26 protein-coding genes are annotated in these 26464 nt (G+C 72.3%); 16 read left to right on the top strand and 10 right to left on the bottom strand.

The features are described from left to right. Positions 1-51 precede the first annotated feature (51 nt). The 13 genes from ACGF0J_RS09665 (at position 52) to ACGF0J_RS09725 (ending at position 15688) form a co-directional block, all read left to right on the top strand. On the top strand, positions 52-504 hold the full coding sequence (locus ACGF0J_RS09665) for a MarR family winged helix-turn-helix transcriptional regulator (RefSeq protein WP_393143818.1): 453 nt from the start codon (positions 52-54) through the stop codon (positions 502-504). A gap of 276 nt (positions 505-780) precedes the next feature. Continuing rightward, positions 781-2778: a glycoside hydrolase family 127 protein gene (locus ACGF0J_RS09670; protein ID WP_393143820.1), complete on the top strand. Its 1998-nt coding sequence runs from the start codon at positions 781-783 to the stop codon at positions 2776-2778. Between the two features lie 42 nt (positions 2779-2820). Next, entirely contained in the window at positions 2821-4494 is a 1674-nt protein-coding gene (locus ACGF0J_RS09675) for an ABC transporter substrate-binding protein (RefSeq protein WP_393143822.1), read from the top strand. A gap of 2 nt (positions 4495-4496) precedes the next feature. Beyond that, the gene (locus ACGF0J_RS09680) at positions 4497-5456 is read left to right on the top strand and encodes an ABC transporter permease (protein ID WP_393143824.1); all 960 of its coding nucleotides are present in this window, start codon (positions 4497-4499) and stop codon (positions 5454-5456) included. Next, entirely contained in the window at positions 5456-6445 is a 990-nt protein-coding gene (locus ACGF0J_RS09685) for an ABC transporter permease (protein ID WP_393143826.1), read from the top strand. The genes ACGF0J_RS09680 and ACGF0J_RS09685 overlap by 1 nt, the downstream gene beginning before the upstream one ends. Then, positions 6442-7266 (top strand): ABC transporter ATP-binding protein, encoded by an 825-nt coding sequence (locus ACGF0J_RS09690; protein WP_393143828.1) that lies wholly within the window; start codon positions 6442-6444, stop codon positions 7264-7266. The genes ACGF0J_RS09685 and ACGF0J_RS09690 overlap by 4 nt, the downstream gene beginning before the upstream one ends. Before the next feature lie 5 nt (positions 7267-7271). Beyond that, positions 7272-8111: an ATP-binding cassette domain-containing protein gene (locus ACGF0J_RS09695; RefSeq protein WP_393143922.1), complete on the top strand. Its 840-nt coding sequence runs from the start codon at positions 7272-7274 to the stop codon at positions 8109-8111. Next, on the top strand, positions 8104-9438 hold the full coding sequence (locus tag ACGF0J_RS09700; protein ID WP_393143830.1) for an aminopeptidase P family protein: 1335 nt from the start codon (positions 8104-8106) through the stop codon (positions 9436-9438). The genes ACGF0J_RS09695 and ACGF0J_RS09700 overlap by 8 nt, the downstream gene beginning before the upstream one ends. A gap of 105 nt (positions 9439-9543) precedes the next feature. After that, complete coding sequence (locus ACGF0J_RS09705; RefSeq protein ID WP_393143832.1) at positions 9544-10476, top strand: GntR family transcriptional regulator; 933 nt, start codon at positions 9544-9546, stop codon at positions 10474-10476. Between the two features lie 1011 nt (positions 10477-11487). Beyond that, positions 11488-12582, top strand: coding sequence for a Gfo/Idh/MocA family protein (locus ACGF0J_RS09710; RefSeq protein ID WP_393143834.1), 1095 nt, complete (start codon positions 11488-11490; stop codon positions 12580-12582). Then, positions 12579-13499 (top strand): PmoA family protein, encoded by a 921-nt coding sequence (locus ACGF0J_RS09715; RefSeq protein WP_393143836.1) that lies wholly within the window; start codon positions 12579-12581, stop codon positions 13497-13499. The genes ACGF0J_RS09710 and ACGF0J_RS09715 overlap by 4 nt, the downstream gene beginning before the upstream one ends. Then, a complete protein-coding gene (locus ACGF0J_RS09720) occupies positions 13496-14215 on the top strand; it encodes a cupin domain-containing protein (protein ID WP_393143838.1) in 720 nt (239 codons plus the stop codon). Before ACGF0J_RS09715 ends, ACGF0J_RS09720 begins: the two co-directional genes overlap by 4 nt. A 342-nt stretch (positions 14216-14557) precedes the next feature. Next, on the top strand, positions 14558-15688 hold the full coding sequence (locus ACGF0J_RS09725; protein WP_393143840.1) for a low temperature requirement protein A: 1131 nt from the start codon (positions 14558-14560) through the stop codon (positions 15686-15688). Between the two features lie 91 nt (positions 15689-15779). Here the strand turns inward: ACGF0J_RS09725 and ACGF0J_RS09730 are convergent, their stop codons facing one another. From ACGF0J_RS09730 to ACGF0J_RS09755, 6 genes are all read right to left on the bottom strand, one after another. Then, a complete protein-coding gene (locus ACGF0J_RS09730) occupies positions 15780-16811 on the bottom strand; it encodes a LacI family DNA-binding transcriptional regulator (RefSeq protein ID WP_393143842.1) in 1032 nt (343 codons plus the stop codon). 75 nt (positions 16812-16886) lie between these two features. Continuing rightward, positions 16887-17468, bottom strand: a complete 582-nt coding sequence (locus ACGF0J_RS09735; protein ID WP_393143844.1) for a DinB family protein — start codon at positions 17466-17468, stop codon at positions 16887-16889. 39 nt (positions 17469-17507) lie between these two features. Beyond that, positions 17508-18419 (bottom strand): GlxA family transcriptional regulator, encoded by a 912-nt coding sequence (locus tag ACGF0J_RS09740; RefSeq protein ID WP_393143846.1) that lies wholly within the window; start codon positions 18417-18419, stop codon positions 17508-17510. A 13-nt stretch (positions 18420-18432) separates the two neighbouring features. Next, on the bottom strand, positions 18433-19017 hold the full coding sequence (locus ACGF0J_RS09745) for an isochorismatase family protein (protein ID WP_393143848.1): 585 nt from the start codon (positions 19015-19017) through the stop codon (positions 18433-18435). A 187-nt stretch (positions 19018-19204) separates the two neighbouring features. Then, positions 19205-19690 carry a hypothetical protein gene (locus ACGF0J_RS09750; RefSeq protein ID WP_393143850.1) on the bottom strand — a complete coding sequence of 162 codons (486 nt, stop codon included), beginning with the start codon at positions 19688-19690 and terminating at the stop codon, positions 19205-19207. A 139-nt stretch (positions 19691-19829) separates the two neighbouring features. Further along, positions 19830-20456: a TetR/AcrR family transcriptional regulator gene (locus ACGF0J_RS09755; RefSeq protein WP_393143852.1), complete on the bottom strand. Its 627-nt coding sequence runs from the start codon at positions 20454-20456 to the stop codon at positions 19830-19832. Between the two features lie 95 nt (positions 20457-20551). Here ACGF0J_RS09755 and ACGF0J_RS09760 point away from each other — a divergent pair, with 95 nt between their 5' ends. Continuing rightward, complete coding sequence (locus ACGF0J_RS09760; RefSeq protein WP_393143854.1) at positions 20552-21664, top strand: serine hydrolase domain-containing protein; 1113 nt, start codon at positions 20552-20554, stop codon at positions 21662-21664. A gap of 31 nt (positions 21665-21695) precedes the next feature. On the opposite strand, the gene ACGF0J_RS09765 is transcribed toward ACGF0J_RS09760, so the two are convergent. The 3 genes from ACGF0J_RS09765 to ACGF0J_RS09775 all read right to left on the bottom strand — a co-directional run bounded on the left by ACGF0J_RS09765 (position 21696) and on the right by ACGF0J_RS09775 (position 24309). Then, positions 21696-23105, bottom strand: a complete 1410-nt coding sequence (locus ACGF0J_RS09765) for a serine hydrolase domain-containing protein (protein WP_393143856.1) — start codon at positions 23103-23105, stop codon at positions 21696-21698. Between the two features lie 58 nt (positions 23106-23163). Further along, positions 23164-23478, bottom strand: coding sequence for a hypothetical protein (locus ACGF0J_RS09770; protein WP_393143858.1), 315 nt, complete (start codon positions 23476-23478; stop codon positions 23164-23166). A gap of 204 nt (positions 23479-23682) precedes the next feature. Next, entirely contained in the window at positions 23683-24309 is a 627-nt protein-coding gene (locus tag ACGF0J_RS09775) for an NTF2-like N-terminal transpeptidase domain-containing protein (RefSeq protein ID WP_393143860.1), read from the bottom strand. Positions 24310-24411: 102 nt separating this feature from the next. On the opposite strand from ACGF0J_RS09775, the gene ACGF0J_RS09780 reads away from it, so the two are divergent. Next, positions 24412-24807 (top strand): VOC family protein, encoded by a 396-nt coding sequence (locus ACGF0J_RS09780; protein ID WP_393143862.1) that lies wholly within the window; start codon positions 24412-24414, stop codon positions 24805-24807. A 128-nt stretch (positions 24808-24935) separates the two neighbouring features. On the opposite strand, the gene ACGF0J_RS09785 is transcribed toward ACGF0J_RS09780, so the two are convergent. After that, the gene (locus tag ACGF0J_RS09785) at positions 24936-25481 is read right to left on the bottom strand and encodes a CGNR zinc finger domain-containing protein (RefSeq protein ID WP_393143864.1); all 546 of its coding nucleotides are present in this window, start codon (positions 25479-25481) and stop codon (positions 24936-24938) included. Between the two features lie 85 nt (positions 25482-25566). On the opposite strand from ACGF0J_RS09785, the gene ACGF0J_RS09790 reads away from it, so the two are divergent. After that, a complete protein-coding gene (locus tag ACGF0J_RS09790) occupies positions 25567-26442 on the top strand; it encodes an alpha/beta fold hydrolase (RefSeq protein WP_393143866.1) in 876 nt (291 codons plus the stop codon). Positions 26443-26464 lie beyond the last annotated feature (22 nt).

Consider the following 26464-nt stretch of genomic DNA (forward strand, 5'->3'; position numbering starts at 1 on the left):
GAATATTTAGGGTGAGCCAACCTTCCTGATAAGATTCTCAGGCAACGAGAGGTGAGAGAGATCGACGAGCGCGAAGACCTGATCCGGCGAGTCACCGAGGCCCAGCGCGGGCTGGGGCGGGCCTTCGCCCACCTGCAGTCGCCGCTGTTCACCTCCAACCTGACCATGCGGCAGCTCAAGGTGGTCCTCCTGCTGTCGCTCCGAGGGTCGCTCTCCGGCCAGGATCTCGCCCACGACCTCGGCGTCGGCCTGGGCACGGTCACCGGCATCGTCGACCGGCTCGTCCAGCACGGCCTGGTGAGCCGGCACGAGGACCCCAACGACCGCCGCGTCCGGCGGGTGGAGCTGACCCCCGCCGGCACCCGGGTCATCGAGGAGATCAACGACGCGGGGCTGCAGCACATCCGGCAGATCATGGAGCATCTCGACCTCGACACGCTGCGCGCTCTCGCCCACGTCACCCGCCGCCTGCAAGAGGTCGCGGAGGAGCTGCACCGGCCGTGAACCGGCCCGGCGCCTTTACAACGTAGATTCGTTACGACCGGGTGCGTCGAACTGGGCGGCGACGCCGTGGCGCGGCGTGTCCCCCGGGCCTCACGGGCACCCCGACGACCGCCCACCGGCAGCGGCGACAGCGGGTTCGGGCGGCCGCGCGGCGCGGTTCTCGACGCCGGATCGTGAGCCGGCGAATCGCCTCCGGCCTCTTGGCAGTCGGCTGTCGTACCCCTAAGGTTCAGTGCAATGCCACACTGCAATAGCACACCTTACTGGGAGCGATTGATGGCGTCTCCGCATGTCCAGCCGGGTATCGACGTACGCCACGGAGCCGTACGGGCCGTGCACGGGGCCGTCGTCCCGGTCGCGGGCCACATCACCGGCGGGCTGCTGCGGAGCTGGCAGGACAGGAACCGGCGGGCCACGATCCCGCACACCGTCGAGCAGCTTCGCGCCGCCGGCAACGTCGCCAACCTGAGCCGCCTGCTCACCGCCGACCCCCCGCCCTACCGCGGCCGCTACCCGTTCCTGGACACCGACCTGTACAAGACGCTGGAGGGCCTGGCCTACGAGATCGGCCGCGGCGGCGCGGGCGACGGCGTCCGTGAGTTCTTCGACGAGGTCGTCGGGCTGCTGGAGCGGGTGCAGGCCGACGACGGTTACCTCAACTCGTTCTTCCAGGACCCGGCCGCGGCCAAGACGCCGTGGGAGGACCTCGCCTGGGGCCACGAGCTGTACAACCTGGGACACCTGATCCAGGCCGCCGTGGCCGCCGCCCGGCGGATGGGCGACGACCGGCTGCTCGGCGTGGCCGTCCGGTTCGCCGACCTCGTCGTCCGGCGCTTCGGCGAGGCCGGCGAGGAGGCCGTCTGCGGCCACCCCGAAGTGGAGATGGCACTGGTCGAGCTCTACCGGGAGACCGGCGAGCGCGCCTACCTCACCCAGGCCGAGCTGTTCGTGGAGCGGCGCGGCCGGGGCAGGCTGACGCACAGCATCTTCCCGCCGGACTACTTCCAGGACCACCTCCCGCTGCGGGAGATGCCGTCGGTCACCGGCCACGCCGTGCGGATGGCCTACCTGGCGGCCGGAGCGGCCGACGTCCACCTGGAGACGGGCGACCCGACCCTGCTGCGGGCGCTCGAGCGGCTGTGGGACGACATGGTCGCCACCAAGCTCTACATCACCGGCGGCCTCGGCAGCCGCCACTCCGACGAGGCCATCGGCGACCGGTACGAGCTGCCGTCCGAACGCTCCTACAGCGAGACCTGCGCCGCCATCGGCCTCATGCAGTGGGCCTGGCGGATGTTCCTGGCCACGGGCGGGTCCACGTACCTCGACGTCTTCGAGCGGGTCCTGTTCAACGCCTACGCCGTGGGCCTGTCGGCCGACGGGACGGCGTTCTTCTACGACAACCCGCTCCAGCGCCGCCCCGACCACGAGCAGCGCAGCGGCGCCGAGACCGGCGGCGAACCGCTGCGCCGGTCGTGGTTCGGCTGCCCGTGCTGCCCGCCGAACGTGGTGCGCTGGATGGCGCAACTGGGCGACTACCTGGCCGCCGAGCGCGGCGACACCCTCTACCTCGCCCAGTACGCCGCCGGCCGGATCGAGACCGGCGACCTCACGCTGCGCGTGGAGACGGACTACCCGTGGGACGGCGCGGTGCGGCTGACCGTCGAACGCGCGCCCGCCCGGCCGTACGCGATCAAGCTGCGGATCCCCGCCTGGGCGCGGGAAGTCACGCTGGACGGCGCGCCCGTGACGGCCGAGGACGGCTGGCTGACGGTGGAACGGCACTGGTCCCGGGACGACCGGCTGCTCCTGGACCTGCCGATGCCGGTGCGCGGCCACGTCTCGCACCCCCACCTGGACGCCACCCGCGGCGCGGTCGCCGTCGCCCGCGGCCCGCTCGTCTACTGCGTCGAGCAGCAGGACGCGCCGGTCCCCGTGGACGACCTGCTGCTGTCCGCCGACGCGATCGCCCGGGCGGACGCGTCGGCGAACCCCGCCGCGGACACCGCCGCGAACCCCGCCGCGGACACCGCCGCGGACACCGCCGCGGACACCGCCGCGGACACCTCAACGTCGGAGTGCGGGCTGCCGGGGGCGGTCGTGCTTCGGACGGCGGCGGGCGTCGCGCCCGCACCGCCGGCAGAGCTCTACCCGGAGCTCACCCCCGCCCCTCCCGCCGCCCCGGAAGCGGAGGTCTCCGTGACCTTCGTCCCCTACTTCCTGTGGGGCAACCGCACGGCCGCGGCCATGCGCGTGTGGGTCAGGGCGCAGTAACGGCACACCCGGCCGTCGAGCAACACGGAAAGAAGGCAACACATGAGGAGATCGGCCGTTCTGGCCAGCATCGCGGTGTTCACCACGCTGGCGGTGACCGCGTGCGGCGGTGGCAAGCCCGCCTCCCCCGCCGGTTCCCCCGCGGCGTCGTCCGCCTCCGGCGGCACCGTGCACGTCCTGCTCACCGCCGACTACTCCCACCTCGACCCGGTCAGGGGCTGGGACGGCGGCGTCAACAACTTCTACCGCCTCGTCTACCGCGGCCTGACCACGTTCGGCGCCGGCAAGGGCGCGGAGGGCACGAAGATCGTTCCCGACCTGGCGACCACCACCGGCACGCCGTCCGACGACAACAAGACCTGGACGTTCACCCTCAAGGACGACATCTTCTTCGAGGACGGCAAGCCGATCACCAGCGAGGACGTGAAGTTCGGCATCTCGCGCGCCTGGGACCCGGAGGCGGGCATCGGCTCGCCGTACGCCAAGCTGCTCATCGACGCCCCCAAGGACTACAAGGGCCCGTACGTGTCCGGCGACCTGGACACGATCGAGACCCCGGACCCCAAGACGATCGTCTTCAAGCTCAAGAAGCCGTTCGCCGACTTCGCCAGCGCCCTGACCCAGCCCAACTTCGTGCCGTTCCCGAAGGGCACGGGCGCGGCCGCCGCGTTCGACACCAAGCCGATCGCCTCGGGGCCGTACAAGGTGGAGAGCTACAAGCGCGGCTCGAAGCTGAAGCTGGTGCGCAACCCCCACTGGAAGGCCGCCACCGACACCGTGCGCGCGGCCAAGCCGGACTCCTACGAGTTCACCTTCGGCCTCGACGGCGCGACGATCGACGAGCGCATGCTCGCCGGCCAGGGCGCGGACGCCAACGCCATCGCCGGCGCGATCCAGCCGGCCACGGTGGCCCGCATCCAGGACCCGCGCTACAAGGAGCGCACGCTGTCGGGCTACATGGGCTGCACCACCTACATGAGCCTGAACACCACCAGGAAGAACCTCTCCGACGTGCGCGTCCGGCAGGCCATCAACCACGCGATCAACAAGGACAACGTGGTGTCGGGTGACGGCGGCACCGCGCTCGCCACCCGGGCCACCACGATCCAGCCGCCGACCATCGTCGGACGGGTGGACTACGACCTGTACCCGACGGACCTGAACAAGGCGCGGCAGCTCCTGGCCGACGCCGGGCTCTCGGCCGGCTTCGAGCTGACCCTGGACGTCCGCCCCGTGCCGCGGCAGCAGGGCATGGCGGTCGCCATCCAGGAGTCGCTGAAGCCGCTCAACATCGACGTGAAGATCAACAACATCGACACGTCCACGTTCTACGAGGTCATCGCCACTCCGTCCCGGCAGAACGACGCGGCCATCACCGGCTGGTGCCCGGACTGGGCGTCGGGCGCGACGTTCCTGCCGCCGCTGTTCGACGGCCGCAACATCTTCGACAAGGGCAACACGAACCTCGCCCAGATCGACGACCCGGCCATCAACAAGCGCATCGACGAGATCGCCGCGATGCCCGACGTGGACGCCGCCAACGCCGCCTACGCCGAGCTGGACAAGCAGATCATGGAGAAGGCCCCCATCGTGCCCCTGCTGTACGAGAAGAACGTGACGGTCACCGGCTCCAACGTGGCCGGGGCCTACCTGCACGACTCCTACTCCGGCGGCATCGACCTGGTCTCCGTCGGCCTCAAGGACGCGAGCAAGTAGGCATGGCCATCGCCACACCCTCGCATGACGCGAAGGCGGCGGCCTCGGTGGGGGACGCGCCCGGCGCGCCCCCCACCGAGGGGCGGCGGATCGTCCGCGCCCTGCTGCGCGACCGGGGCGCCGTGTGCAGCGCGGCGTTCCTCGGCCTGGTCGGCCTGATGGCGATCTGCGCGCCGCTCATCTCCCTGATCACCGGGCACGGCCCCAACGCGTTCGACCCGGCGGCCGTGAACCCCGACCTCGGCGGCCTGCCGCGCGGCTCGTTCGGCGGCATCAGCGCCGAACACCTGTTCGGCGTCGAGCCGCAGAACGGCCGCGACGTGCTCGCCCGCATCACCTACGGCGCCCGCGTGTCGTTCCTCATCGCGCTGTCGGCGACCGCGCTGACGACCCTGCTCGGCGTGGTGTTCGGCATGCTGGCCGGCTTCTACCAGGGCTGGGTCGACCAGGTCATCTGCCGGATCATGGACTTCCTGATGGCCTTCCCCGCACTGATCTTCATGATCGCGATCCTGTCGTCGCTGCCGTCGGGCAACCGGTCGGTCCTGCTGGTCGTGGTGATCTCCCTGTTCGGCTGGCCGTACCTGGCGCGGCTGGTCCGCGGGCAGACGCTGACGCTGGTGAACCGGGAGTTCATCGAGGCGGCCCGCGCGTCGGGCGCCTCCACCCGGGCGCTGGTGTTCAAGGAGATCCTGCCGAACCTGCGCAACTCCGTCATCGTCATGACGACGCTGGCCGTTCCCGGCTACATCGGCACCGAGGCCGGGCTGTCGTTCCTCGGCGTGGGTGTCAGCCCGCCGACGCCCTCCTGGGGGCAGATGATCGCCAGTTCGGTGAGCTGGTACGCGATGGACCCCATGTACTTCGCGATCCCCGGCACGTTCCTCTTCCTCACCGTGCTGTCGCTCACCGTGCTCGGGGACCGGGTCCGCGCCGCCGCCGACGCCGGGGAGGCCTCCTGATGGCCCGCTACCTCGCCGGCCGGCTGGCCGGACTGCTGCTGATCCTCTTCCTGGTCTGCCTGTTCACGTACCTGATCTTCTTCAAGCTGTCGCCCGACCCGGCGCTGATGATCTGCGGCAAGACCTGCACCCCCGACCGGATCGAGCAGATCCGCGCGGTCCTGGGGCTCGACGAGCCGTTCCTGGCACAGTTCGGCACCTACCTGCTCGGCCTGTTCGCCGGGCGGGACTACGGCGCCGGCGCCAACCTCGTCCACTGCCCGGCGCCCTGCCTCGGCTACTCCTTCCAGACGAGCCAGTCGGTCTGGGAGATGATCACGGACCGGCTCCCGGTCAGCGCCACCGTGGCGGTCGGCGCGGCCGTGCTGTGGCTGCTCATCGGCCTCACCGCCGGGCTGGTCAGCGCCGTCAAGGAGGGCTCCTGGTGGGACCGCGCGGCCATGGGCCTGGCCCTCGGCGGCGCCAGCGTCCCCAACTACGTGCTCGCGCTGGCGCTGCAGTACGTGCTGGTGGTGCGGCTGGAGATCCTGCCGTTCCCCTCGGCCGTGCCCTTCTCCGAGGACCCGGTCCTGTGGCTGCAGTCGTACCTGATGCCGTGGCTGGTCCTGGCGACCGGGTACGCCTGCCTCTACGCGCGGCTGACCAGGTCGAACGTCATCGACACGCTGGCCGAGAACTTCATGCGGACGGCCCGGGCCAAGGGCCTCGGCCCCACGCTGACCATGCGCCGGCACGCGCTGCGGCCCGCCCTCACCCCGATCACGACGATCTTCGGCATGGACTTCGCCGCGCTGCTGGGCGGCGCGCTGATCACCGAGACCGTCTTCGGGCTCAACGGGGTCGGCAAGATGGCCGCCGACTCGATCGCCAAGAACGACCAACCGGTGATCATGGCGGTCACCCTGCTGGCGGCGTTCTTCGTGGTGATCGGCAACGTCGTGGTCGACCTCCTCTACACCGGCCTCGACCCGAGAGTGAGGGTCCGATGAGCGAACTGCTGGAGGTGCAGAACCTCACCATCACCTTCCCCACCACCCGCGGCCCGGTCGACGTGGTCAAGGACGTGTCGTTCACGGTGGGCCGGAACGAGACCGTCGGCATCGTCGGCGAGTCCGGCTCGGGCAAGTCGATGACCAGCCTGGCCGTCATGGGGCTGCTGCCACGCGGCGCGACGACCAGGGGCAGCGTCAGGCTGGACGGAGCCGAACTGCTCGGCCGCACGGACCGGGAGCTGCGCCGGATCCGCGGCGAGCAGGTGGCGATGATCTTCCAGGATCCGCTGTCGTCGCTGAACCCGTACTACACGGTCGGCCTGCAGATCGAGGAGATGTACCGGGCCCACCGCGGCGGCTCCGGCAGGGCGGCCAGGAAGGTCGTCGTCGAGGCGCTGGAGCAGGTCGGCATCCCCGAGCCGGAACGGCGGGCCGGTCACTACCCGCACCAGTTCTCCGGCGGGCAGCGCCAGCGCGTCATGATCGCCATGGCGCTGGTCTGCTCCCCCTCGCTGCTCATCGCCGACGAGCCGACGACAGCCCTGGACGCGACCGTGCAGGCCCAGATCCTGCGCCTGCTCGCCGGCCTGCAGCAGGAGACCGGCACCGGGATGATCTTCGTGACGCACGACCTGGCCGTGATCGGCTCGATCGCCACCCGGGTGCTGGTGATGCGGCGGGGTGAGCAGGTCGAGTACGGCACCGCCGAGCAGGTCTTCGCCGAGCCCCGGCACGACTACACGCGGATGCTGCTGGAGAGCATCCCGCGCATCGACGACGAGCTGCCCGATCTCCCTGCCGACGAGGTGGTCCCGTGACCGAGATGCTGCTGCGGGCGCGCGGCCTGACCAAGCGGTTCGCCGTACGCGGCCCGTACGGGCGCAGGAACGAGTTCACCGCGGTGGACGACGTGAGCTTCGACGTGCGCCCCGGCGAGACGTTCGCCGTGGTCGGCGAGTCCGGCAGCGGCAAGTCCACCACGGCGCGGCTCGTCGCCAAGCTGGTGCAGCCGAGCTCGGGCACGCTGGAGTTCGCGGGCGAGGACGTCACCGGCGCCACGGGAGCGAGCCTGGCCCGCTACCGCGCCAACGTGCAGGTCGTCTTCCAGGACCCGTTCTCCTCGCTCAACCCCCGCCACACGGTCGAGCGCATCCTGATGGCGCCGCTCGACTACCAGGGCATCGCGCCCCGGGGCGGGCGGCGGGCCTGCACCAGGGAGCTGATGGAACGGGTCGGGCTGAACCCCGACCACGCGCTGCGTTACCCGGCGCAGTTCTCCGGCGGGCAGGCGCAGCGGATCGGCATCGCCCGCGCGCTCGCCGTCGACCCGAAACTGGTCATCTGCGACGAGGCGGTGTCGGCGCTGGACGTGTCCGTCCAGGCGCAGGTCATCGAGCTGCTCCGGCGGCTGCAGCGGGAGAGCGGCTTCAGCTACATCTTCATCGCCCACGACCTGGCCGTGGTGCGGCAGCTCGCCCACCGGGTGGCGGTCATGAGCAAGGGCCGGATCATCGAGCAGGGGCCGTGCCGCCAGGTCTTCGCCGACCCTCAGGACGAGTACACCCGCACGCTGCTGGCCGCGATCCCGCGGATCGACCCCGAGTGGGACCGCCGCAGGAGGGCGGCCCGCGACCACCGACCGAAAGGAGTCACCGGTGCGTGACGACAGACCGCCGAAGCTGGTGGAGATCCCCGCCTTCGTCGACCACATGAACACCGGCTGGGGAACCCCGGACCGCACACCGCCGGTCGTCGCGGGGGCGGCCGAGGCCGCGGCCGCGCACCGGGCCAGGCTCGCCGCGGCGCTGCCCGGCCGGACCGTGGTGCTCGCCGCCGGGCAGGCGCCGGTCCGCAGCAACGACACCGCCTACGACTTCCGCCCCGACAGCGACTTCGCCTGGGTGACGGGCTGTGGCATCGAGAACGCGGTCGTGGTGCTGCGCGGCGCCGACGCCACGCTGTACGTGCCGCCGCCGGTCTACCCGGGCGAGCCCGGGTTCTGGACGGACGCCCGCTACGGAGAGCTGTGGGTAGGCGCCGCGCCGGGGCTGGACGACTGGGCCCGGGCGTTGGGGGTCGCCGTCCGGCCGCTGTCCGAGCTGCCCGCGGGCCTGGTGCCGGGCGCGGACGAGGAGGCCGGGCGGGTTCTGGCCGAGCTGCGCATGCACAAGGACGCCTGGGAGGTCGAACAGCTCCGCCAGGCCGTGGACCGCACGGTCGAGGGCTTCGCCGCGGTGCTGCGGGAGATCCCGGCGGCCGTCGCCGGGCCCGGTGAGCGGTGGCTGCAGGGCACCTTCGACCGCCACGCCCGCGCCCACGGCAACGGCCCCGGCTACGCCTCCATCGTCGGCAGCGGCAAGCACGCGCCCACGCTGCACTGGGTGCGCTGCGACGGACCGGTGCTGCCGGACGAGCTGCTGCTGCTCGACCTGGGCGTCGAGGTCAACAGCTACTACACCGCGGACGTCACCCGGACCTTCCCCGCGTCCGGCCGGTTCTCCCCGGTGCAGCGGCAGGTGCACGACCTCGTGGAGCGGGCGCACCGGGCCGGGCTGGCCGCGGTCGCGCCCGGCCGCCGGTTCTCCGACTTCCACCACGCCGCGATGGAGGTCATCGCGCACGGGCTGGCCGACTGGGGGCTGCTGCCGGTCTCGGTGGACGAGGCGCTGTCGCCCGAGGGCCAGCAGCACCGCCGCTACCTGGTCTGCGGCATCGGCCACCACCTGGGCCTGGACGTGCACGACTGCGCCCGCGCCGCCGAGGACGCCTACCAGGGCGGTGTGCTGGCCGAGGGCATGGTGCTCACCGTCGAGCCGGGTCTGTACTTCCACGCGCACGACCTGACCGTGCCGCCCGAGCTGCGCGGGATCGGCGTGCGGATCGAGGACGACCTGCTGGTCACCGGCGGTGGCGCGCAGGTGCTGTCCGGCGCGCTGCCGCTTGACGCGGACGGCCTGGAGAAGTGGATGGCCGCCGCCTGCGCGGGGTAGGATCCGCCCGCGCCCGCCGCTCTCGTCCCGTGCCGGCCGCCGGATGATCACCGGCGGGCGCCGGGCGGCGCCGACTCGCCGAAACCGTCCTCAGCAGGGGTCCGCATGACGTCTTCCCGCACCTCCCGCGCCGCGGGCTCCCGCACCTCCCGCGCCGCGGGCTCCCGCACCTCCCCCGCCGCGGGCTCCGACGCCGAGGCCTTTCCCGCCCCGCCGCCCGGCCCGCCGCCCGCCACACTGCCCGGCCCGCCGCCCGGCCCCCTGCCGGGGGCGTCCGGCTTGGCCACACGCGGCATCGGCAGGCGGGAGCACCTGCGCGACCGGATCAGGGACGCGCTGCGCGCCGCCATCATCTCCGGCCGGCTGAAACCTGGGGTGATCTACTCGGCCCCCACTCTGGGCGCGCAGTTCGGGGTCTCCTCCACCCCTGTCCGGGAGGCGATGCTCGACCTGGTCAAGGAGGGCCTGGTCGTGCCGCACCCGAACAAGGGCTTCCGGATCACCGAGGTGTCGGAGCAGGACCTCGACAACCTGGCGGCCGTGCGGCTGCTCATCGAGCCGCCGACGGTGCGGGAGGCGGTGGCGGTGATACCGGAGGACGACTTCCCCCGGTTGCGCGCGCTCGCGCAGGACATCGTCGAGGCGGTCGAACGGGCCGACCTGGTCGGGTACATCGAGGCCGACCACGTCTTCCATCTGACGCTGCTCGGCTACAGCGGCAACCGGTTCCTGGTGGACGTGGTGTCGGGGCTGCGCGCGCAGACGCGGCTGCCCGGCCTGGTCCCGTTGCTGGAGAGCGGCCGGCTGGGCCGTTCGGCCGCCGAGCACCACGAGCTGCTGGACCTGGTGGAGGCCCGTGACCCGGCGGGGACGGAGCTGCTGATGCGCCGCCACATCGGTCACGTGCGCGGCCTGTGGGCCGGCGGCGCCACTCAGGAGGCTTCCGCGGGCGTCGACCGGGGGGACGCCGCCGCGGCCTCGGCAGGCCGCTCGGGCTCGGGGTCCGGCTCGACGCGAGAGCAGCCGCCCTGGCAGTAGCCGTGGGTGACGATCAGCCGTCCGCGGGCCGGTGTGTAGGCAGCGGCATGCGCGGCGGCGGTCACGCCGTGGCATGTCGGGCAGATGAGCGGCTGATCGGCTGTCACAGGGGCCCTTTCGACGGGGGGACGCGGGTGGTGATCCGACGTGTCGCGAACCGCGGCTCCCGTCCAGGGCAACGGTCGTCACACGCCTGGCCGGACGGCTCCGCAGCCGCCGGCCATGCAGGAGCATGCCGGACGCCACCGACAATTCTCGTCCGCGCCCTTCTCTCGTCCGCGCCCTTCGCCGGCAGGACGAGCCCGGCCGGTCACGTCCACGGACCGCCGCGAGGGGACGAGGCGGGGCAGCCGGTCGCAGCAGGCAAAGTCCGGGCCCGGCTCGGATCGGCGGCGGCCGGGGCGAAGAGGGCGGCGAGCCGGTCGCCGTTCATCCGCGCCCATGCCTCCGGTGAAATCCAGGTGTCGGCAGGTCCGGCAGTTTCCCGGGACGACCAGACTGCGTCGGCGCACGGCCAACCCCCGTAGAAATGCCCTCAAAGCCGGACATATCCCGGAAGCCTCCCGGAGGTCGCCCGGTTGGAAAGGGGTAACAGTCCAGAGTCATGCCGGTGCGCATCCGACCGACACCTCATTGATCACCGGGGGACATCATGCCCATCAGCCGCTATCTGCCTTTCACGCTCCGCGGGCCCGAGCCGTACCCGCGAGGCCCGCGAGGTGCGGGCTCCGCCTCCTCGACCAGGCGGAGCCGCGCTCGCCGTCACTGAACGACCACGCCGCGCCCTCGCCGGATTCCGGCGGGGGCGCCATGGCGTCCACGCGGGTCACGTTCCGCCGGGCGCTTCCTGCTCCTGTCGAGGGTCCTCATCCGGTTGGCGCCGACCAGGCCCGGCGCGGCCGGCCTTGACGGTCACGGCACGTCCGGGCACACTGCGGAATACGCTTTCCCAACTCGATCCCAGGGCAGGCACGCCCGTCACCAGGCGCGCCCGGCCAGAGAAGGATGGAGATGTCCGCACCGAGCTACCGGGCCGCGATCGTCGGCACCGGTGCGATCGCCACGGCCCACGCCCGAGCCGTGGCCGCCTCCGGCGGACGGGCCCGGCTCGTCGCCGCGGTCGACGTGGACGCCGGCCGGGCCGCGGCCTTCGCCGGGACGTGGCAGGTGCCGCGGGTGCACACCGAGCTGGCCGACCTGCTGCGGGAGGGCGAGGTGGATCTCGTCCACCTGTGCACCCCGCCCCAGTTGCACGCCCCGCTGGCGGTCGCCTGCCTGGAGGCGGGCGTGACGGCGCTGGTGGAGAAGCCGCCCACGCTGTCGCTGGCCGAGTTCGACACCCTGGTCGAGGCCGAGCGCCGCTCGACGGCGCACGTCGCGACGGTCCTGCAGCACCGCTTCGGCGCGGGGGCGCGGCGGCTGCGCCGGCTGACCGACGCGGGCGAGCTGGGCCGCCCGCTGCTGGCGACGTGCGCCACGCAGTGGTACCGCGACGAGGAGTACTACGCGGTGCCGTGGCGCGGCACCTGGGAGAGCGAGGGCGGCGGCCCCACGATGGGCCACGGCATCCACCAGTTCGACCTGCTGCTCGCGGTGCTCGGCCCGTGGAGCGAGGTCACCGCGGTCGCGGCCCGCCGCGACCGTTCCGTCGACACCGAGGACGTGTCGATGGCCCTGGTGACGTTCGAGAACGGCGCGGTCGCGACGGTGGTCAACTCGGTGGTGTCGCCGCGTCAGACCTCCGAGCTACGCTTCGACTACGAACGCGCCACGGTCGAGGTGGCGCACCTGTACGGCTACACCGACGACGACTGGACGGTGACCCCGGCCCCCGGCCAGGACGCGGTCGCCGGCCTGTGGAAGCAGGACCACAGCGACGTGCCGAGCGGCCACGAGGGCTGGCTCGAGGCGGTGCTCGACGCGCTCGACGCGGGTCAGGCGCCGCCGGTGACCGCCGGGGACGCCCGCCGGACGATGGAGTTCATCGCCGCCCTCTACGCCTCGGCCTTCACCGGCGAGCGCGTACGGGCCGGGGAGGTGCCGGCGGAGTTCGCCCGGCGGATGGACGGCACGGGCACCCCATGGCCGAAGGTGAGGAACGCGTGACCTTCCACGTCAACCACGAGCTGGGCCGATCGGTCACCGTCGGCTCGGCGGACGTCGAGCTGTTCGTCTACACCTACCGGCCCGACACCCCGGTCCTGGAGTCGCCCAAACCGTACCTGCACCCGGTCCGCACCCGCGGCGGGGCGCTGGTGTCGCTGTTCAGGCCGCACGACCACGTCTGGCACAAGGGCATCGCCTGGTCGCTGCCGCACGTCGGGGAGCACAACTTCTGGGGTGGCCCGACGTACGTGCCCGGCAGCTTCTACGTCCAGCTCGACAACAACGGCAGCGCCGTGCACCGCGAGATGACCAGGCTCACGGCGACCGGCGACCGGGTCGAGATCGGGCACACGCTCGACTGGTCGTCCCAGGCGGGCGAACCGGTCGTCGGGGAGCGGCGGTCGCTGACGGCCGTCACGGTCGACGACGCCGCCTGGGCGCTGCTCTTCGACACGACGATGACCAACGTCTCGGGCGCCGCGCTGGCCTTCGGCTCCCCGACGACGAAGGGCCGCGAGAACGCCGGGTACGGCGGCCTGTTCTGGCGCGGCCCGAGGTCGTTCACCGGCGGCGTCATCCAGTCACCGGCCGGCGCGGGCGGCGACGAGCTGCGCGGCACGCGCGCGGAATGGTTCGGGTTCCGCGGCCGGCACGACGAGACGGGCGACTGGTCCACGATCGTCATGGTGGACGACGCGGCCAACCCGCGGCATCCGCCGCAGTGGTTCGCCCGCAGCGAGGACTTCGCCTGCCTGTGCCCGGCGCCGTTCTTCAGCGAGGAGGTCGAGCTGCCGCACGGCGAGACGCTGCGCTTCCGGTACGCGGTCGTGCTGGCCGACGGCGACCGGGGCGAGGACGGCACGGCGCTGCTGGCCGAACGGGGCCGGTCGGCGCTGGCCGGCGGGGTCCCGGCATGACGTTCCCCGGCGGCACGTCGGTCAGCCGGCTGTCGGTCTACTCCGGCCATCCGTGCCCCGACGGCCTGGAGGGGGGCACTCCCCACCTGCACACGGCCTCCACCGAGGCGTACGTGGTGGTCGGCGGGCGCGGCACCCTGCAGACCCTCGACGTGGCCGGTCCGCGTGAGACGGAGCTGGCCAGGGGCTCGACCGTGTGGTTCACCCCCGGCACCGTCCACCGGGCCGTCAACCACGGCGGCCTGGAGGTGATCGTCGTCATGCAGAACGCCGGCCTGCCGGAGGCCGGCGACGCCGTCATGACGTTTCCCCCGGAGATCGTCGCCGACCCCGGCCGCTACCGCGAGGCCGCCACCCTGCCGGACGGTGACCCCGAGGTGGTGGCGGCGGCCGTCCGACGGCGGCGCGACCTGGCCGTCGAGGGGTTCCTGCGGCTGTCCCGCAGCGCCGCCGGCGGCGACCTCGGGCCGCTGCGTGCCTTCTACGACAGTGCCGTGGCGCTGGTGCGGCCGAACGCGGCCCGCTGGCGCGCGATCTGGGAGGACACCGTCGCCCGGCAGGCGCGGGAGACCGCCGAGCTGCTCGACGCGCTGGAGCGCGGCGACGGCGCGCACCTGCGGCGGTCCTCGCTGCTGGAGAGCCCGCCGCACAGCAGGTGGGGCATGTGCGGCCACCTGCTCGCCCACGACGTGGCCGACCCGGTCGTCCGCACCTGACGTCCGGCGGCACCGCGACGGCACGATGACCGGCCTGGACGGCGGGTCGCGGCCATTCTCGTTTCCGCCCACCCCGCACGATCACCGGCCTGGATGACGGGTCGCGGCCGACCTGGCGAATTACACGATTACCCCCTTACTGCTAGGGTCGTGATCGACAATGTCACGGAGGACACCCCACGGAGCAGGCCCCGGTGCCCCACTGGGGATGGGGCCCTCGCCCCACCGCACCAGGGATGAGTCACCCCGCCCGGCAGACCGAGCGTCCGACCCACGAACCGAGAAGCTGAGACCCCCCGCATGACAACCATCCTCCGAGCACCAGGGCAAGGCGCCAAGGTCGTGCCCATCGAGCTCTTCTTCGACCTCGTGTACGTGTTCGCCATCACCCAGCTGTCCCACCTGCTCCTGGGCCACCTCGGGCCCGCCGGGGCGGCGCAGACACTGCTGCTGACGCTGGCCGTCTGGTGGGCCTGGATGTACGCCACCTGGACCACCAACTACTGCGATCCCGACCACCCCGCCATGCGACTGACTCTGGCGGGCATGATGCTGGCCGGACTGGCCATGGCAGCGGCCGTCCCCCAGGCGTTCGGCGCACGCGCCCTGTGGTTCGCGGCAGCGTACGTCACCCTCCAGGTGGGGCGTTCGACGGTGGTCGCGATCGCGGCGCGGAACTCACCGCACGGGCACCTCTTCCGGCTCATCCTCATCTGGCACACGGCCGCCGCGCTGCTGTGGATCGGCGGCGCGCTGGCCGGCGGCGCCGTACAGGTGCTGCTCTGGGTGACGGCTCTGGCCGCGGAGTACGCGGCGCCCTGGCACGGCTACCGGCTGCCGTTCCTGCGCCGGTCCGGCACCACCGAATGGACCATCGACGGCGCGCACATGGCCGAACGCTGCCAGCTCTTCGTGATCCTCGCCCTCGGCGAATCCATCCTGCTCACCGGGCTGACGCTGGCCGAAGGCGATCATCTGTCGGCGGCCACCGTGACCGCGTTCGCCGTGGCCTTCCTCACCAGCATGGCCATGTGGTGGGTGTACTTCGACAGGACCGCCGAGGCCGCCGCCGAGAAGATCGCCACATCGGCCGATCGGGGACGGCTGGGCCGTTCGGCCTACACCTACAGCCACATCCCGATCGTGGCCGGCGTCATCGTCACCGCCGTGGGCGACGAGCTGGCGATCGCCCACCCGCTCGACACGACGACGGCGGGCATCGTGCTCACCGTCCTCGGCGGGCCGGCCCTGTTCCTGGCCGGGCATGCGGCCTTCCACCGAACCGTCTTCGGCGACCTGCCCGCAGGCAGGATCGCCGCCCTCGCCGTGCTCGCCGCGACCGCTCTGGCCGCCCTCCTGATGCCCTCGATCCTGACGCCCCTGGTCCTGGCGACCGTGGCCGTACTGGTCGTCGGCACCGTCGCGCTGCGGGACCGCCGCCCGCCGGCACGCGGGACAGCCGTGGCCGGATGATCGCGACGCCCCTGCCACGGTGCCGGACAGGGGGTGGCGGACAAGGGGCCGCCCAGGAGGCCGCGGTGGCGCACCGTGTCTCAGGTGCGTCCTAGGTGACCGGTGCGGGCACCCGGCTGTGGATGGGGGCGGTGGAGCGGCGCACGACCAGCTCGGGCCGGTGCAGCAGCTCGCCGCGCGGACCGGGCAGGCCGCGGATCTCGTCCAGCAGACTCGACACGGCGGACAGGCCCATCTCCCGCACCGGCTGTCTGATGGTGGTCAGCGGCGGGTCGAGGTAGGCGGTCATCGGCGTGTCGTCGAACCCGACGACCGACACGTCCTCCGGCACCCGCAGCCCGAGGTTGCGCGCCCCCCGGATGGCGCCGATGGCCATGATGTCGCTGCCGCAGCAGATCGCCGTGCAGCCGCGCTCGATCAGCAGCCGCGCCGCCGACTGGCCGCCCTCGACCGTGTAGAGCGTGTTGACGACCAGGTCGGACACGTCGGTGACGCCGACGTGCTCGGCCATCGCCCGCTCGAACCCGGCCGTCTTGCGGATGGTCGGCACGTAGCGCTCCTGCCCGATGGCCAGGCCGATGCGCCGGTGCCCCAGCGAGACGAGATGGCCGACGGCCATCTCGAGCGCCGCGGTGTCGTCGTTGGAGATGAACGGCGCATCCAAGTCGGAACGGAACCCGTTGATGAGCACCATCGGCAGACCCAGCTCGATCAGCCGGACGTAGCGCGCCCGGTCGGAACGCGAGTCGGCGTGCAGACCGCTGACGAAGATGATGCCCGACACGCCGCGCTCCAGCAGCAGGGCGGTGTAGTCGTCCTCGGTGACGCCGCCGGGCGTCTGCGTGCACAGCACCGCGGTGTAGCCCGCCGGGACCAGGGCGCTCTCGATGACCTGCGCGAACGCGGGGAAGATGGGGTTGCTCAGCTCGGGCAGGATCAGCCCGATCAGGCCGGCGTGGTGCTGCCGCAGCTTGCGGGGACGCTCGACGCCGAGCACGTCGAGCGCGGTCAGCACGGCCTGGCGGGTGTCGGCCGCCACTCCCGGCCTGCCGTTGAGCACCCGGCTCACCGTCGCCTCACTCACACCCGCTTGGGCGGCGACGTCGGCGAGGCGCAGTGTCATGCCGCTAATTTACCCCGATCAGGACACTGATCCGACGCCCGGCGAGCGCTCGCCGTCGCGGCGGAGCCGGTGGCGCTAGGCGTCCCGGGCCAGGCGCTCCAACCGGTCGCGGTAGTCCGCCCACCACGCTTGGTCGACAGGGGGCAGGTTCTCGTTGCCGACGCGCAGCCCGACGGTCCCGTCGATCAGCTCTCGGACGATGTCGGCGTGCCCGGCGTGCCGGTTGGTCTCGGCGATCATGTGCACCATGACGAGATGGAGCGTCACCGGATTGCGGTCGTCCGGCCACCACGGGACGTGGCCGGTCGAGTCGAGCGTCAGCGCGTCGATCGTCGCGTCCGCGTGCGCCCACGCCCGGTGGTAGAGGCCGAGGATCTGCTCGCGCGACTCGTCCGCGGTCGCGAACATGTCGGCGTTGGGTTCGTCGCCGTCGCCGTCCCAGGGCAGCGGCTCGCCGAACGGGCGGCCGAAGACGAGGCCGAAGTACTCCAGCTCGCATCCGGCCACATGCTTGATCAGGCCCAGCAGGTTGGTCCCGGTCGGCGTCAGGGGCCGGCGGACGTCGTACTCCGAGAGCCCGTCGAGTTTCCACACCAGGGCTTCACGGGCGGTCTGGAGGTAGCGGTGCAGGTCCGTTTTGGGGTCAGATCCGGTCATGCCGGCCATCCTCTCAGCTCACCGAGCTGCGGGGCGCCGTCACCTGCCGGCCGGGGATGCCGTGCGCGCGCGGAGTCTGCGCAGCGTGCGGGCGTCCGTGAAGCCCACCTCTCGTGCGGCGGCCTCGGCGGTGGCGCCCCGTGCGAGGAGGTGCTCGGCGCGTTCCAGGCGCAGGGCGGTCTGGTAGGCCAGCGGGGTGCGGCCGGTCGCCCGGGTGAACAGGCGGGTGACGGTTCGTTCGCTGCAGCCGGTGGCTTCGGCCAGCAGGCTGAGGGGCAGGCGTTCGGTGAAGCGGGTCTCGATGAGGTCCTGGATGCGGTGGACGGTGGCGTCCACGTGGGAGCGCCATCTCAGGAGGGGGCTGACCTGCTCCGCCGTACCGTCGCGGCGGGTGTGGACCAGCATGGCACGGGCCACCTGGCCCGCCGCGTACGGTCCGTGGCGGGTGGTGATCAGATGCAGGGCGACGTCGATGCCGCTGGCCACGCCCGCCGAGGTGACGATCCGGTCGTCCTCGACATACAGCGCGTCCCTGACGACGTGCGCGCGCGGGTAGAGGCGGGCGAGCTCGTCCTGGACGGAGTGATGGGTCGTGCAGCGGCGGCCGTCGAGGAGCCCGGCGCGGCCGAGGGCGTCGGCCCCGGCGCAGACGCCGGCGACGGTGCCGCCTGCCGCGTGGTGGTCGCGCAGGCGCCGCAGCGTGGCGGCGCCGGCCGGGCGGGCCGGGCCGCGCCAGCCGGGCACGATGATCAGGTCGTCGGGCGTGAGGGCCGGCCAGGTGGTCTCGGCTCGCAGAGGCAGGCCCTGGACGGTGGCGATCTCGGTGGATTCTCCGACGTACGTGAGGGTGTGGGGGTGGCCGAGGTCGTCTGCGGCGGAGAACACCTGGGCGGGTCCGGCCACGTCGAGGAGGTGCGCCTGCGGGATGAGCAGGAAGACGACACGGGACATGGCCGGGCACCTCCTAGTTCGCGGTGAGTTCGGCCACGGTCCTGATGGTGGCGAACCGGCCCGACAGAGCGTACGCGGTGCGCGCGATGATCTCGTCGACGCCGAGGGTGCGCGCGTCGTGGACGAGTTCGGCGAAGGGCACGTCGTCGGGCGCCTCGCGGTGCGGGATCGGCGTGGTCGCGGTGGCGTCGATGGCGAAGTCGACATCGAAGCCCAGATCGGAGGCGAGGCGGGCCGTCGTCTCGCAGCACTGCTCGGTCCGGATGCCGCAGATGGTGAGCTTCCTGATGCCGCGCTGGGTGAGGTACTGCTGGAGGTTGGTGGTCGTGAAGGCGTTGTGCGCGTTCTTGGTGATGACCGGTTCGCCGGCCAGGGGCTCGACGCCGTCCATCAGGCTGACGAATCCGCGGGCGGGGTCGAAGACGGAGCCCGAGCCGGGACGCGCGCCGAGGACCCACACGACCGCGTCTCCGGCGCTCCTGGCGGCCTCGGCCAGGCGGTTCACCTGGGTCACGATGTCCGGCCGCGAGGTGTGCCGCCAGTCGGGGAGCTGGAGGAAGGACTTCTGGACGTCGATGACGATGAGGGCTCTGGTCATGGCGTTCAGCTTGGCGAATCGGGGTGCGGCGCTGAAGGCCCGACCTGGTCGGCCTGCGGGCCGATCCGGTCAGCGGCTCCGCTCGGGCCCCGCCAGCCTCTCCGGCCTCGCCGGCCGTGGCGCCGGGCGAGCGGAGAGCGGGCCGCCCGGGTGGCCCGGGTGGCCGAGGCGGGTCGAGGAGGGGCGGTCAGGGCCGGTCGAGGGTGAACCGGCGGGCGGAGAAGGTGACCGGCCCGCTGAAGAGCTGCCGGTCGTCGAGGTCGACGAGCCGGCCGGTGCCGGTGCCGGTGAGCCGCTCCGGCGTCTCCAGCCTGAGGGTCTGGGTGCCGATGACGAAGCCGACCGGTTGGCCGTCCTCGCCGAAGTGGAAGTGGCGGATGCCGAACCGGAACGAGCCGTCCCCGGAGCGCCGCCAGTTGCCGATCGAGCCCGTCCGCGCTCCGCCGGTGCTCACGGCGTACACGCGGTGATCGGCGTGGAAGGTGAACAGCGCGTGTTCGCTGCCGCCGTCGCCGCGTTCCAGGCGTGCGTGCCAGGTGCCGAGGATCAGGCTCGCCGACTCCTCGTCCTGCGCCGCGGCCGGCGCGGCCGCGCCCGCGAGCGCGAAGCCGCCGGCCGCGGTGACCACGCCCGCTCCGCGCAGGAGCTTCCGGCGTTCCGCTGAGTGGGACATCGGGTTCTCCGTTCTTCGCGGACGTTCTTCGCGGACGTTCTTCGCGGACGTTCTTCGCGGACGTTCTTCGCGGACGAGGATCTCGCGGAGAGCGTAGGCCGGGGCGCTCGAGCCGAGCTCGAGCCGCGCCGGGGGCGCGTCAGCCGTAGGCGCGCAGGAACGCCGTCACCGCGGCTTCGGCGAGCCTGTCGAGCTCGGCCTCGGCGTAGGGGTCGTCGTCGCCGCCGCGGAACATGAGCCGGTTGACCGGGATCCACAGCAGCATGCCCATGAAGTGGTCGGCGGCCAACCGGGGGTCGTCCAGGTGGAGCAGGCCGCGCCCGGCCAGGCGCGCGAAGCAGTCGGCCAGCGTGTCGAGCACGCGCTCGAAGCCCTCGTCGTACCAGGCGCGTCCCACGTGCGGGAAGCGGTCGGCCTCCGCGATGACCAGCCGGCGCAGCCGCAGCACGTCGGGCCGCAGCAGGGCGCCCAGGAACGTGCGGGCCAGCGTGCCGAGGCCCTTGGCGGGGTCGTCGGCGTCGAGCGTGGTCGTGATCGCCCGGGTGAGGTCGTCGAACTCACCGGCGGCGGTGGTGGCGACGTGGGTGAAGAGCTGCTCCTTGTCGGTGAAGTGCTTGTAGACGGTCTGCTTCGACACCGCCGCGAGGGCCGCCACCTCGTCCATGCTGGCGCCGACGTAGCCGTTGCGCAGGAAGACCGCCCTGGCCGCGTCGAGGATCTGCTTGCGCTTGCGTGCCGTCCGGCCTTCTTCCGCGTCCGCCGCCATGTGCTCCCTTTCCGTGGTGCCGAAATAGTACTAGACAGTTCCGTACTGCGCCAGTACGGTACCGTCTAGTTCCGACAAGACATGGACGGATGGTCATGAGCGATCTTCAGAAGCAGGTGCAGGAAGCCGCCGACGAACTGGTCGGGTCGGGCCGGGAGCGAGGCCTTCAGGTGGCCGTCTACCGGGGCGGCGAGCAGGTGGTGGACGTGGTGGCGGGCGTGGCCGACCCCGCGACCGGGCGGCCCGTCACCTCCGGCACCCCCTTCTACAACTTCTCCATCGGCAAGGGCGCGACCGCGACCGTCGCGCACGTGCTCGCCGAGCGCGGCCTGTTCGGTTACGACACTCCCGTGGCGGAGCTGTGGCCGGAGTTCGCCGCGCACGGCAAGGGCGGCGTGACCGTACGCCACGTGCTGTCGCACACGGCGGGGGTGCCCGGCGTCCCGCCGCACACGACGCCCGAGGACGTCTGCGACTGGGCGACCATGGTCGCCGCGCTGGAGGACGCCGAGCTGTGGTGGGAGCCGGGCACGAAGATGGGCTACCACGCCTACACGTTCGGCTTCCTCGTCGGCGAGATCGTCCGGCGGGCCACCGGCAAGCCCGTCTCGCAGGTGCTGCGCGAGGAGGTGAGCGGGCCGCTCGGCGTGGCCGACGAGCTCTACTTCGGCATGCCCGCCACCGAGCACCACCGGCTGGCGCGGCTGGAGGACGCCCCCGTGGAGCCGGGGGCGGACCTGCCGTCGTTCGACGACATGCCGGCGGACCTGCCGATGTTCAGGGCGGGCCCGATGACCCTGATGCCCACCGCCGAGCTGGGCAACCGGCCCGACTACCTGTCCGCCGACATCCCCGCCGGCGGCAAGACCTCCGCCAGGGCCATCGCCCGCATGTACGCGGCGCTGCTCGGCGAGGTGGACGGGACGCGCCTGATCTCGCCCGAACGGCTGCGCGAGGTGACGGCCGTGGCGTCCGGCGGCGTGGACGAGGTGTTCGGCATGCCGTCGACGTGGGGGCTCGGCTACGGTATCGGCCGGCCCGACTCATCGGCGGAGCGGACGCCGACGGTGTTCGGCATGGCCGGGGCCGGCGGCAGCGCCGCCTACGCCGACACCGCCACCGGCGTCGCCGTCGCCATCACCAAGAACCGGCTGACCAACGACTTCGACGTGGTGACCTTGATCGGCGACATCATCGCCCGCGGCTGAACCTCGTCCCGCCCCGGGGACCCGCGGCGGCTCAGCGCCGCCGGAGCCGCGCCGCGCCGGCGAGCCGGGCCACCACCACCGCCACGCCCGCCGCGGCGGCCGCCACCAGCCAGATCATGAAGGTCGGGTAGAGGTAGGCCACCTGGATCCCCATGATGTCGCGGCCCCGGGCCAGCACCCGGAAGACCGGGGCGATCATCACGCACAGGGCAAGGGGCGCCAGGTAGGGCAGCAGCCCCCAGCGCCGCCATCCCGTACGGCGGGCGGCCCACCGCCGCGAACGTGCCACGCCGCGCGCGGCAAGCCCCACGGTCGCCGCCGTCAGCAGCGCGAACACGACGTCGACGACGAGCGTGGGCGACGCGGAGGGGATCTGCGGCTCGGCTCCCTCGATCATCGCGACCAGGCCGTCCATGAGGGCGCCGGCGTCGGAGAAGGCCATGCCGGTGTTGGCCATGACGGCCACGCCGTACCCGGAGTCCGGCAGCAGCGACTGGTGGGCCGTGGAGGTGAAGAGGTCGCCTCCGTGCTCGATGACCGGCGTGCCCCGCGCGGTCCTGCCGAGGGACCAGCCGAGGGCGTAGGAATCGTTCTGTTCGGACGGTGTGCGCAGCTCCTTGACGCCGCGGGGAGGCAGCACGCCCCGGTGCTGCGCGATCAGCCACCGGGCCATGTCGTTCGCGGTGCTGAGGACTCCCCCCGAGCCGTTGCCGAACCCGGCCGGCTCCGGCAGGGCGACGGCCCGGCCGAGGACGTACAGGTGACCCCGGGCGCTGCCGGGCAGGTCGCGATCGGTGTCGATGGTCGTGCTGTGCCGCATGCCGAGCGGCTCGAACACGTGCGCGTCCAGGTAGGCCGCGAACGGCTCGCCGCTCACGACCTCGACGAGTCGCGCGGCGACCTGGTAGTTGGTGTTGTGGTAGTTGAAGGTCGTGCCCGGCTCCGCGGCGAGCCGGGCCGACCTGAGCCGCGCCACGGCCCCTTCGAGGGTGTCCGGCTGGGGCAGGCTCTTCTCGCGGAACGCGGAGTCGGCCATGCCCGACGTCTGGTGGAGCAACTGCCGTACGGTGATCTTCGCCGCCCGTGGATCCGCCATGGCGAACTCGCGCAGGTAGTCGCGCACCGGCCGGTCGAGGTCGACGGCGCCCTTCTCGACCAGTTGCATGACGGCGAGGGAGGTGAAGGACTTGCTGACCGACGCGACGGCCATCGGGGTGTCGGCGGTCAGGGGGTGGCCGGAGGCGGTCCGGCCGTACCCGGCGGCGTGGATCACCCGCGTCCCCAGGGTGACCGCGACCGCGGCCCCGGGCAGGCCGGTCGCCTCGCGGTAGCGCTCGACGAACGCGTCCACCGCCGCGGGGGTGATGCGGGGTGGCGGCGCGTGACCGGAGGACGTGGGGAGCAGAGCGAGGAGGACCGCGGCGAGGGTGTTTCTGATCACCCGTCGACGCTAGGTTCCGCGCCCCCCTCGTGACCATGGCGGTAGTCCGTCACGTTCGTTACGGCAAACCGCCACCTCTCCCGGGCGGGCGCAGCGAGAGGCGGCGGAGGCGGTCTTCCGCGCCGAGGATCCGGAGGGCTCGGACGAGCGGCTCGGAGTGGATCTCCTTCTCGTCCCTGTCGTACATCAGCGTGAGCGCGTCGCGGAGCCTGGCGGCCTCGGTCACCAGCGCCTGGGAGGCGTTGACGCCGGTGTAGGTGTGCTCGGCGGAGGCCGGGTTGATCCGGCCCAGGAGTTCGAGGATCCGCAGGTAGTGATGGAGGAAGTCCTGCTCGGCGCGGGTCAGCGCGGGAAGCGGCGGCTCGGGCTGCATCGGGTCCGTCCTCGGGAGCCGGGGGTCTGGACGTCCAGGCTACTGATCGCGCTCGGGGCGACGGCCGGCCCCGACCGTGCCCGCGGGCCGGGCCTGACCAGACGCCGCCCGGACGCCTCAGGAACGGCGGACCAGGTGCGGACACTGACGACGAGCCCGAGCGTGGCGGGTGGCCCGGCCCCGCTCTGCCGGTGACCCCCGCCTCTAGCCGGTGGCCCCCGGCTGGGCCGAGTCGGCCAGGATCGCGACCAGCTTGAGGCCCTCGTCGGCGAAGAGGGATCCCGCCTGCTCCCCCTTCGCCCGCGTCTCCAGCAGGACCAGGCGGGAGGAACCGTCGGCCTGGGGGACGACGCGGATCTGCCGCACCTCACCGGAGCCGATCCCCTGCAGGTCGGGGTGGATCGCCGTCGGATCCCAGTGGATCCTCCAGGCGCGGTCGAAGTCGATGATCTCCAGGGATCCGTCGTAGGAGTAGGGGACCGGGCCGTCGAGGGTGACGGAGAAGGTGGCGTGGTAGGTGGCGGCCTGCCCGAAATCGCGGTCTGCCTCGGGACGGACGCGGATGTCCCGAACCGTGATCTTCCTGGCCTGGGATCCCCGCGTGAAGGCGTCGTAGACGCGGTCGAAGTCTCGTGGCGGTTCCAGCACCTGGGCCTTCATGGCGGGCAGGTCGCCACGCTGCCAGGCCGTCAGGAACGCGGACGCCGTCTGCCGGGGCGAACCTTCGGTGCGCACCGACAGGTGGACGGCAGTCCCCAGACCGAGGACGGCGGCCAGGGCCACGGCGATGGCGGTCCCCGCCCGTCGCCGGCGTGGAAGGCATGCGGACATATCGGCCGACCCTATCTCATCCATTTATCAACCTTGACTTATATAAGGGGTGACTGAAACACTCGTTCGCAGATCGCCGCACCACACAGGAGGAGTGCCGACATGACGCAGAAGATCACGACGTTCCTGATGTTCCAGGGGCAGGCCGAGGAGGCGATGACGTTCTACATGTCGCTGTTCGACGACGCCGAGGTCGTCTCCATCACCCGCTACGGCCCCGGCCAGCCCGGCGCGGAGGGCACGGTCCAGCACGCCGTCTTCACCCTCGCGGGACAGCCCTACATGGCCATCGACAGCAACGTGCGGCACGACTTCACCTTCACCCCCGCGATCTCGCTGTACGTGACGTGCGAGTCGGAGGCGGAGATCGAACGGCTGTACGCGGCGCTGGAGGAGAAGGGAGGGGCGCTGATGCCGCTCGGCTCCTACGGCTTCAGCACCCGGTTCGGCTGGGTCAACGACCGGTTCGGCGTGTCCTGGCAGCTCAACCTCCCCTGAACCCCGCGGGCCCCCTCACCGGACCGCCCTGGGGACGGGTGCGGTACACCCTGCATGCGCGGCGGCCCGGGTCCATGGCTGCGGTCACGGTTGGGTCCTTTCGCCGGGATGCGGGGGTGGTCCGGGCGTCAGGCCGGCCGGTGCCGATGGTAGTGGCGGGCGACGCGGGCGCGGTTGCCGCAGCGGGTGGCCGAGCACCAGCGGCGGCGCGGGTGGGCGGGCAGGAAGAGCAGCACGCAGTCGTCGGCCGCGCACTGGCGGACCGTGGTCACGGCCGGGTCGGCCAGCAGGCCGGCGGCTGCCTCGGCGAGCCAGGCGGCCAGGCGCGGTCCGGCCGGGCCGGTGCGCCGGCGGGTGGCGGTGACCGTCGCGCCGGTCCAGGCCAGTTCGGTGATGGCGGGTGCGGCGCGCTGCGCCTCGTTGAGCGCCGCCAGGTCGGCGTCGGAGGGCCGCCTGCCGTGGCGGGCGTGCTCCAGGGCGGCGGCGGTGTGTTCGCGTACGGCCCGCACAGCGGCCAGGTCGGCGGCGGTGAGGTCGGTGAACTGCTCGGTCAGCCGGTCGGACTGGAGCTCCAGCCAGGCGCGCAGGTCGGCGGAGGTGGCGAGCAGGTCGCCCGTGGCCGGGCGGGTGTTGACCAGGTCGAGCGGCAGGAGCTCCCCGGTGAGTGGGCTCATGCTTCTAATGGTACGCCTTCGGGTTGACGCATTAGAGCATGAGCCATTACAACTAATGCATCAAACGCACTGGAAGGCATTAGTCATGACATATCCGCTCATCGCCCGGACCGCGCACCGGCACCTCGACGTCGACGGGGTTCGCGTCTTCTACCGCGAATCGCTCCCCGAGCGGCCCGACGCGCCCGTGCTGCTGCTCCTGCACGGGTTCCCCTCCGCCTCGCACCAGTTCCGCCGCGTGATCGACGCGCTCGGCGACCGCTACCGGCTGATCGCGCCCGACTATCCGGGCTTCGGGCACACCGAGGCGCCGGAGGGGTTCACCTACACCTTCGACCGGCTCGCCGACGTGGTCGAGGGCTTCGTGGAGCAGCTCGGCCTGACCCGGTTCGCCATGTACGTCTTCGACTTCGGGGCGCCGGTCGGCTTCCGGCTCGCCACCCGCCACCCCGACTGGATCGCCGGCCTCGTCGTGCAGAACGGCAACGCCTACGAGGAGGGGCTGTCAGCGGGCGCCCGCCAGTTCGTCGCCCTGCGCGCCGGGCAGGCGGGCGCCGAGGAGACGGTCCGCGGCCTGCTCACCCTGGAGGGCACCCGCGGCCAGTACGAGACCGGCGCCGGCGACCCCGAACTGCTCTCCCCCGACGGCTGGACACTCGACCAGCACTTCCTCGACCTGCCCGGCCGCAAGGAGGCCCAAGTCGCCCTCGCCCTCGACTACCACACCAACGTCGAGCGTTACGGCGAGTGGCAGGCATGGCTGCGCGGGCACACCCCGCCCACCCTCATCACCTGGGGCGCCCGCGACCCGTTCTTCCCCGAACCCGGCGCCCGCGCCTACCTGCGCGATCTGCCCGGCGCGGAGCTGCACCTGTTCGACACCGGCCACTTCGCCCTGGAGGAGCACCTGCCGGAGATCGCCCCGCTCATCGCCGACTTCCTCGACCGCGCGGGCGCGTGACGGTCAGCCTCCTGCGGCGTCG

Origin of the sequence: Nonomuraea sp. NPDC047897 (assembly GCF_043204415.1) — a bacterium.
Lineage (GTDB): Bacteria > Actinomycetota > Actinomycetes > Streptosporangiales > Streptosporangiaceae > Nonomuraea.

Bases quoted from the DNA above. Each gene is read 5' to 3' on its own strand.
- ACGF0J_RS09740 (WP_393143846.1), bottom strand. From the start codon at position 18,419: ATGTCCCGTGTCGTCTTCCTGCTCATCCCGCAGGCGCACCTCCTCGAC.
- ACGF0J_RS09675 (WP_393143822.1), top strand. From the start codon at position 2,821: ATGAGGAGATCGGCCGTTCTGGCCAGCATCGCGGTGTTCACCACGCTG.
- ACGF0J_RS09745 (WP_393143848.1), bottom strand. From the start codon at position 19,017: ATGACCAGAGCCCTCATCGTCATCGACGTCCAGAAGTCCTTCCTCCAG.
- ACGF0J_RS09720 (WP_393143838.1), top strand. From the start codon at position 13,496: ATGACGTTCCCCGGCGGCACGTCGGTCAGCCGGCTGTCGGTCTACTCC.
- ACGF0J_RS09785 (WP_393143864.1), bottom strand. From the start codon at position 25,481: ATGAGCCCACTCACCGGGGAGCTCCTGCCGCTCGACCTGGTCAACACC.
- ACGF0J_RS09760 (WP_393143854.1), top strand. From the start codon at position 20,552: ATGAGCGATCTTCAGAAGCAGGTGCAGGAAGCCGCCGACGAACTGGTC.
- ACGF0J_RS09780 (WP_393143862.1), top strand. From the start codon at position 24,412: ATGACGCAGAAGATCACGACGTTCCTGATGTTCCAGGGGCAGGCCGAG.
- ACGF0J_RS09690 (WP_393143828.1), top strand. From the start codon at position 6,442: ATGAGCGAACTGCTGGAGGTGCAGAACCTCACCATCACCTTCCCCACC.
- ACGF0J_RS09750 (WP_393143850.1), bottom strand. From the start codon at position 19,690: ATGTCCCACTCAGCGGAACGCCGGAAGCTCCTGCGCGGAGCGGGCGTG.
- ACGF0J_RS09790 (WP_393143866.1), top strand. From the start codon at position 25,567: ATGACATATCCGCTCATCGCCCGGACCGCGCACCGGCACCTCGACGTC.
- ACGF0J_RS09670 (WP_393143820.1), top strand. From the start codon at position 781: ATGGCGTCTCCGCATGTCCAGCCGGGTATCGACGTACGCCACGGAGCC.
- ACGF0J_RS09775 (WP_393143860.1), bottom strand. From the start codon at position 24,309: ATGTCCGCATGCCTTCCACGCCGGCGACGGGCGGGGACCGCCATCGCC.
- ACGF0J_RS09770 (WP_393143858.1), bottom strand. From the start codon at position 23,478: ATGCAGCCCGAGCCGCCGCTTCCCGCGCTGACCCGCGCCGAGCAGGAC.
- ACGF0J_RS09680 (WP_393143824.1), top strand. From the start codon at position 4,497: ATGGCCATCGCCACACCCTCGCATGACGCGAAGGCGGCGGCCTCGGTG.
- ACGF0J_RS09685 (WP_393143826.1), top strand. From the start codon at position 5,456: ATGGCCCGCTACCTCGCCGGCCGGCTGGCCGGACTGCTGCTGATCCTC.
- ACGF0J_RS09755 (WP_393143852.1), bottom strand. From the start codon at position 20,456: ATGGCGGCGGACGCGGAAGAAGGCCGGACGGCACGCAAGCGCAAGCAG.
- ACGF0J_RS09705 (WP_393143832.1), top strand. From the start codon at position 9,544: ATGACGTCTTCCCGCACCTCCCGCGCCGCGGGCTCCCGCACCTCCCGC.
- ACGF0J_RS09735 (WP_393143844.1), bottom strand. From the start codon at position 17,468: ATGACCGGATCTGACCCCAAAACGGACCTGCACCGCTACCTCCAGACC.
- ACGF0J_RS09710 (WP_393143834.1), top strand. From the start codon at position 11,488: ATGTCCGCACCGAGCTACCGGGCCGCGATCGTCGGCACCGGTGCGATC.
- ACGF0J_RS09695 (WP_393143922.1), top strand. From the start codon at position 7,272: ATGCTGCTGCGGGCGCGCGGCCTGACCAAGCGGTTCGCCGTACGCGGC.
- ACGF0J_RS09730 (WP_393143842.1), bottom strand. From the start codon at position 16,811: ATGACACTGCGCCTCGCCGACGTCGCCGCCCAAGCGGGTGTGAGTGAG.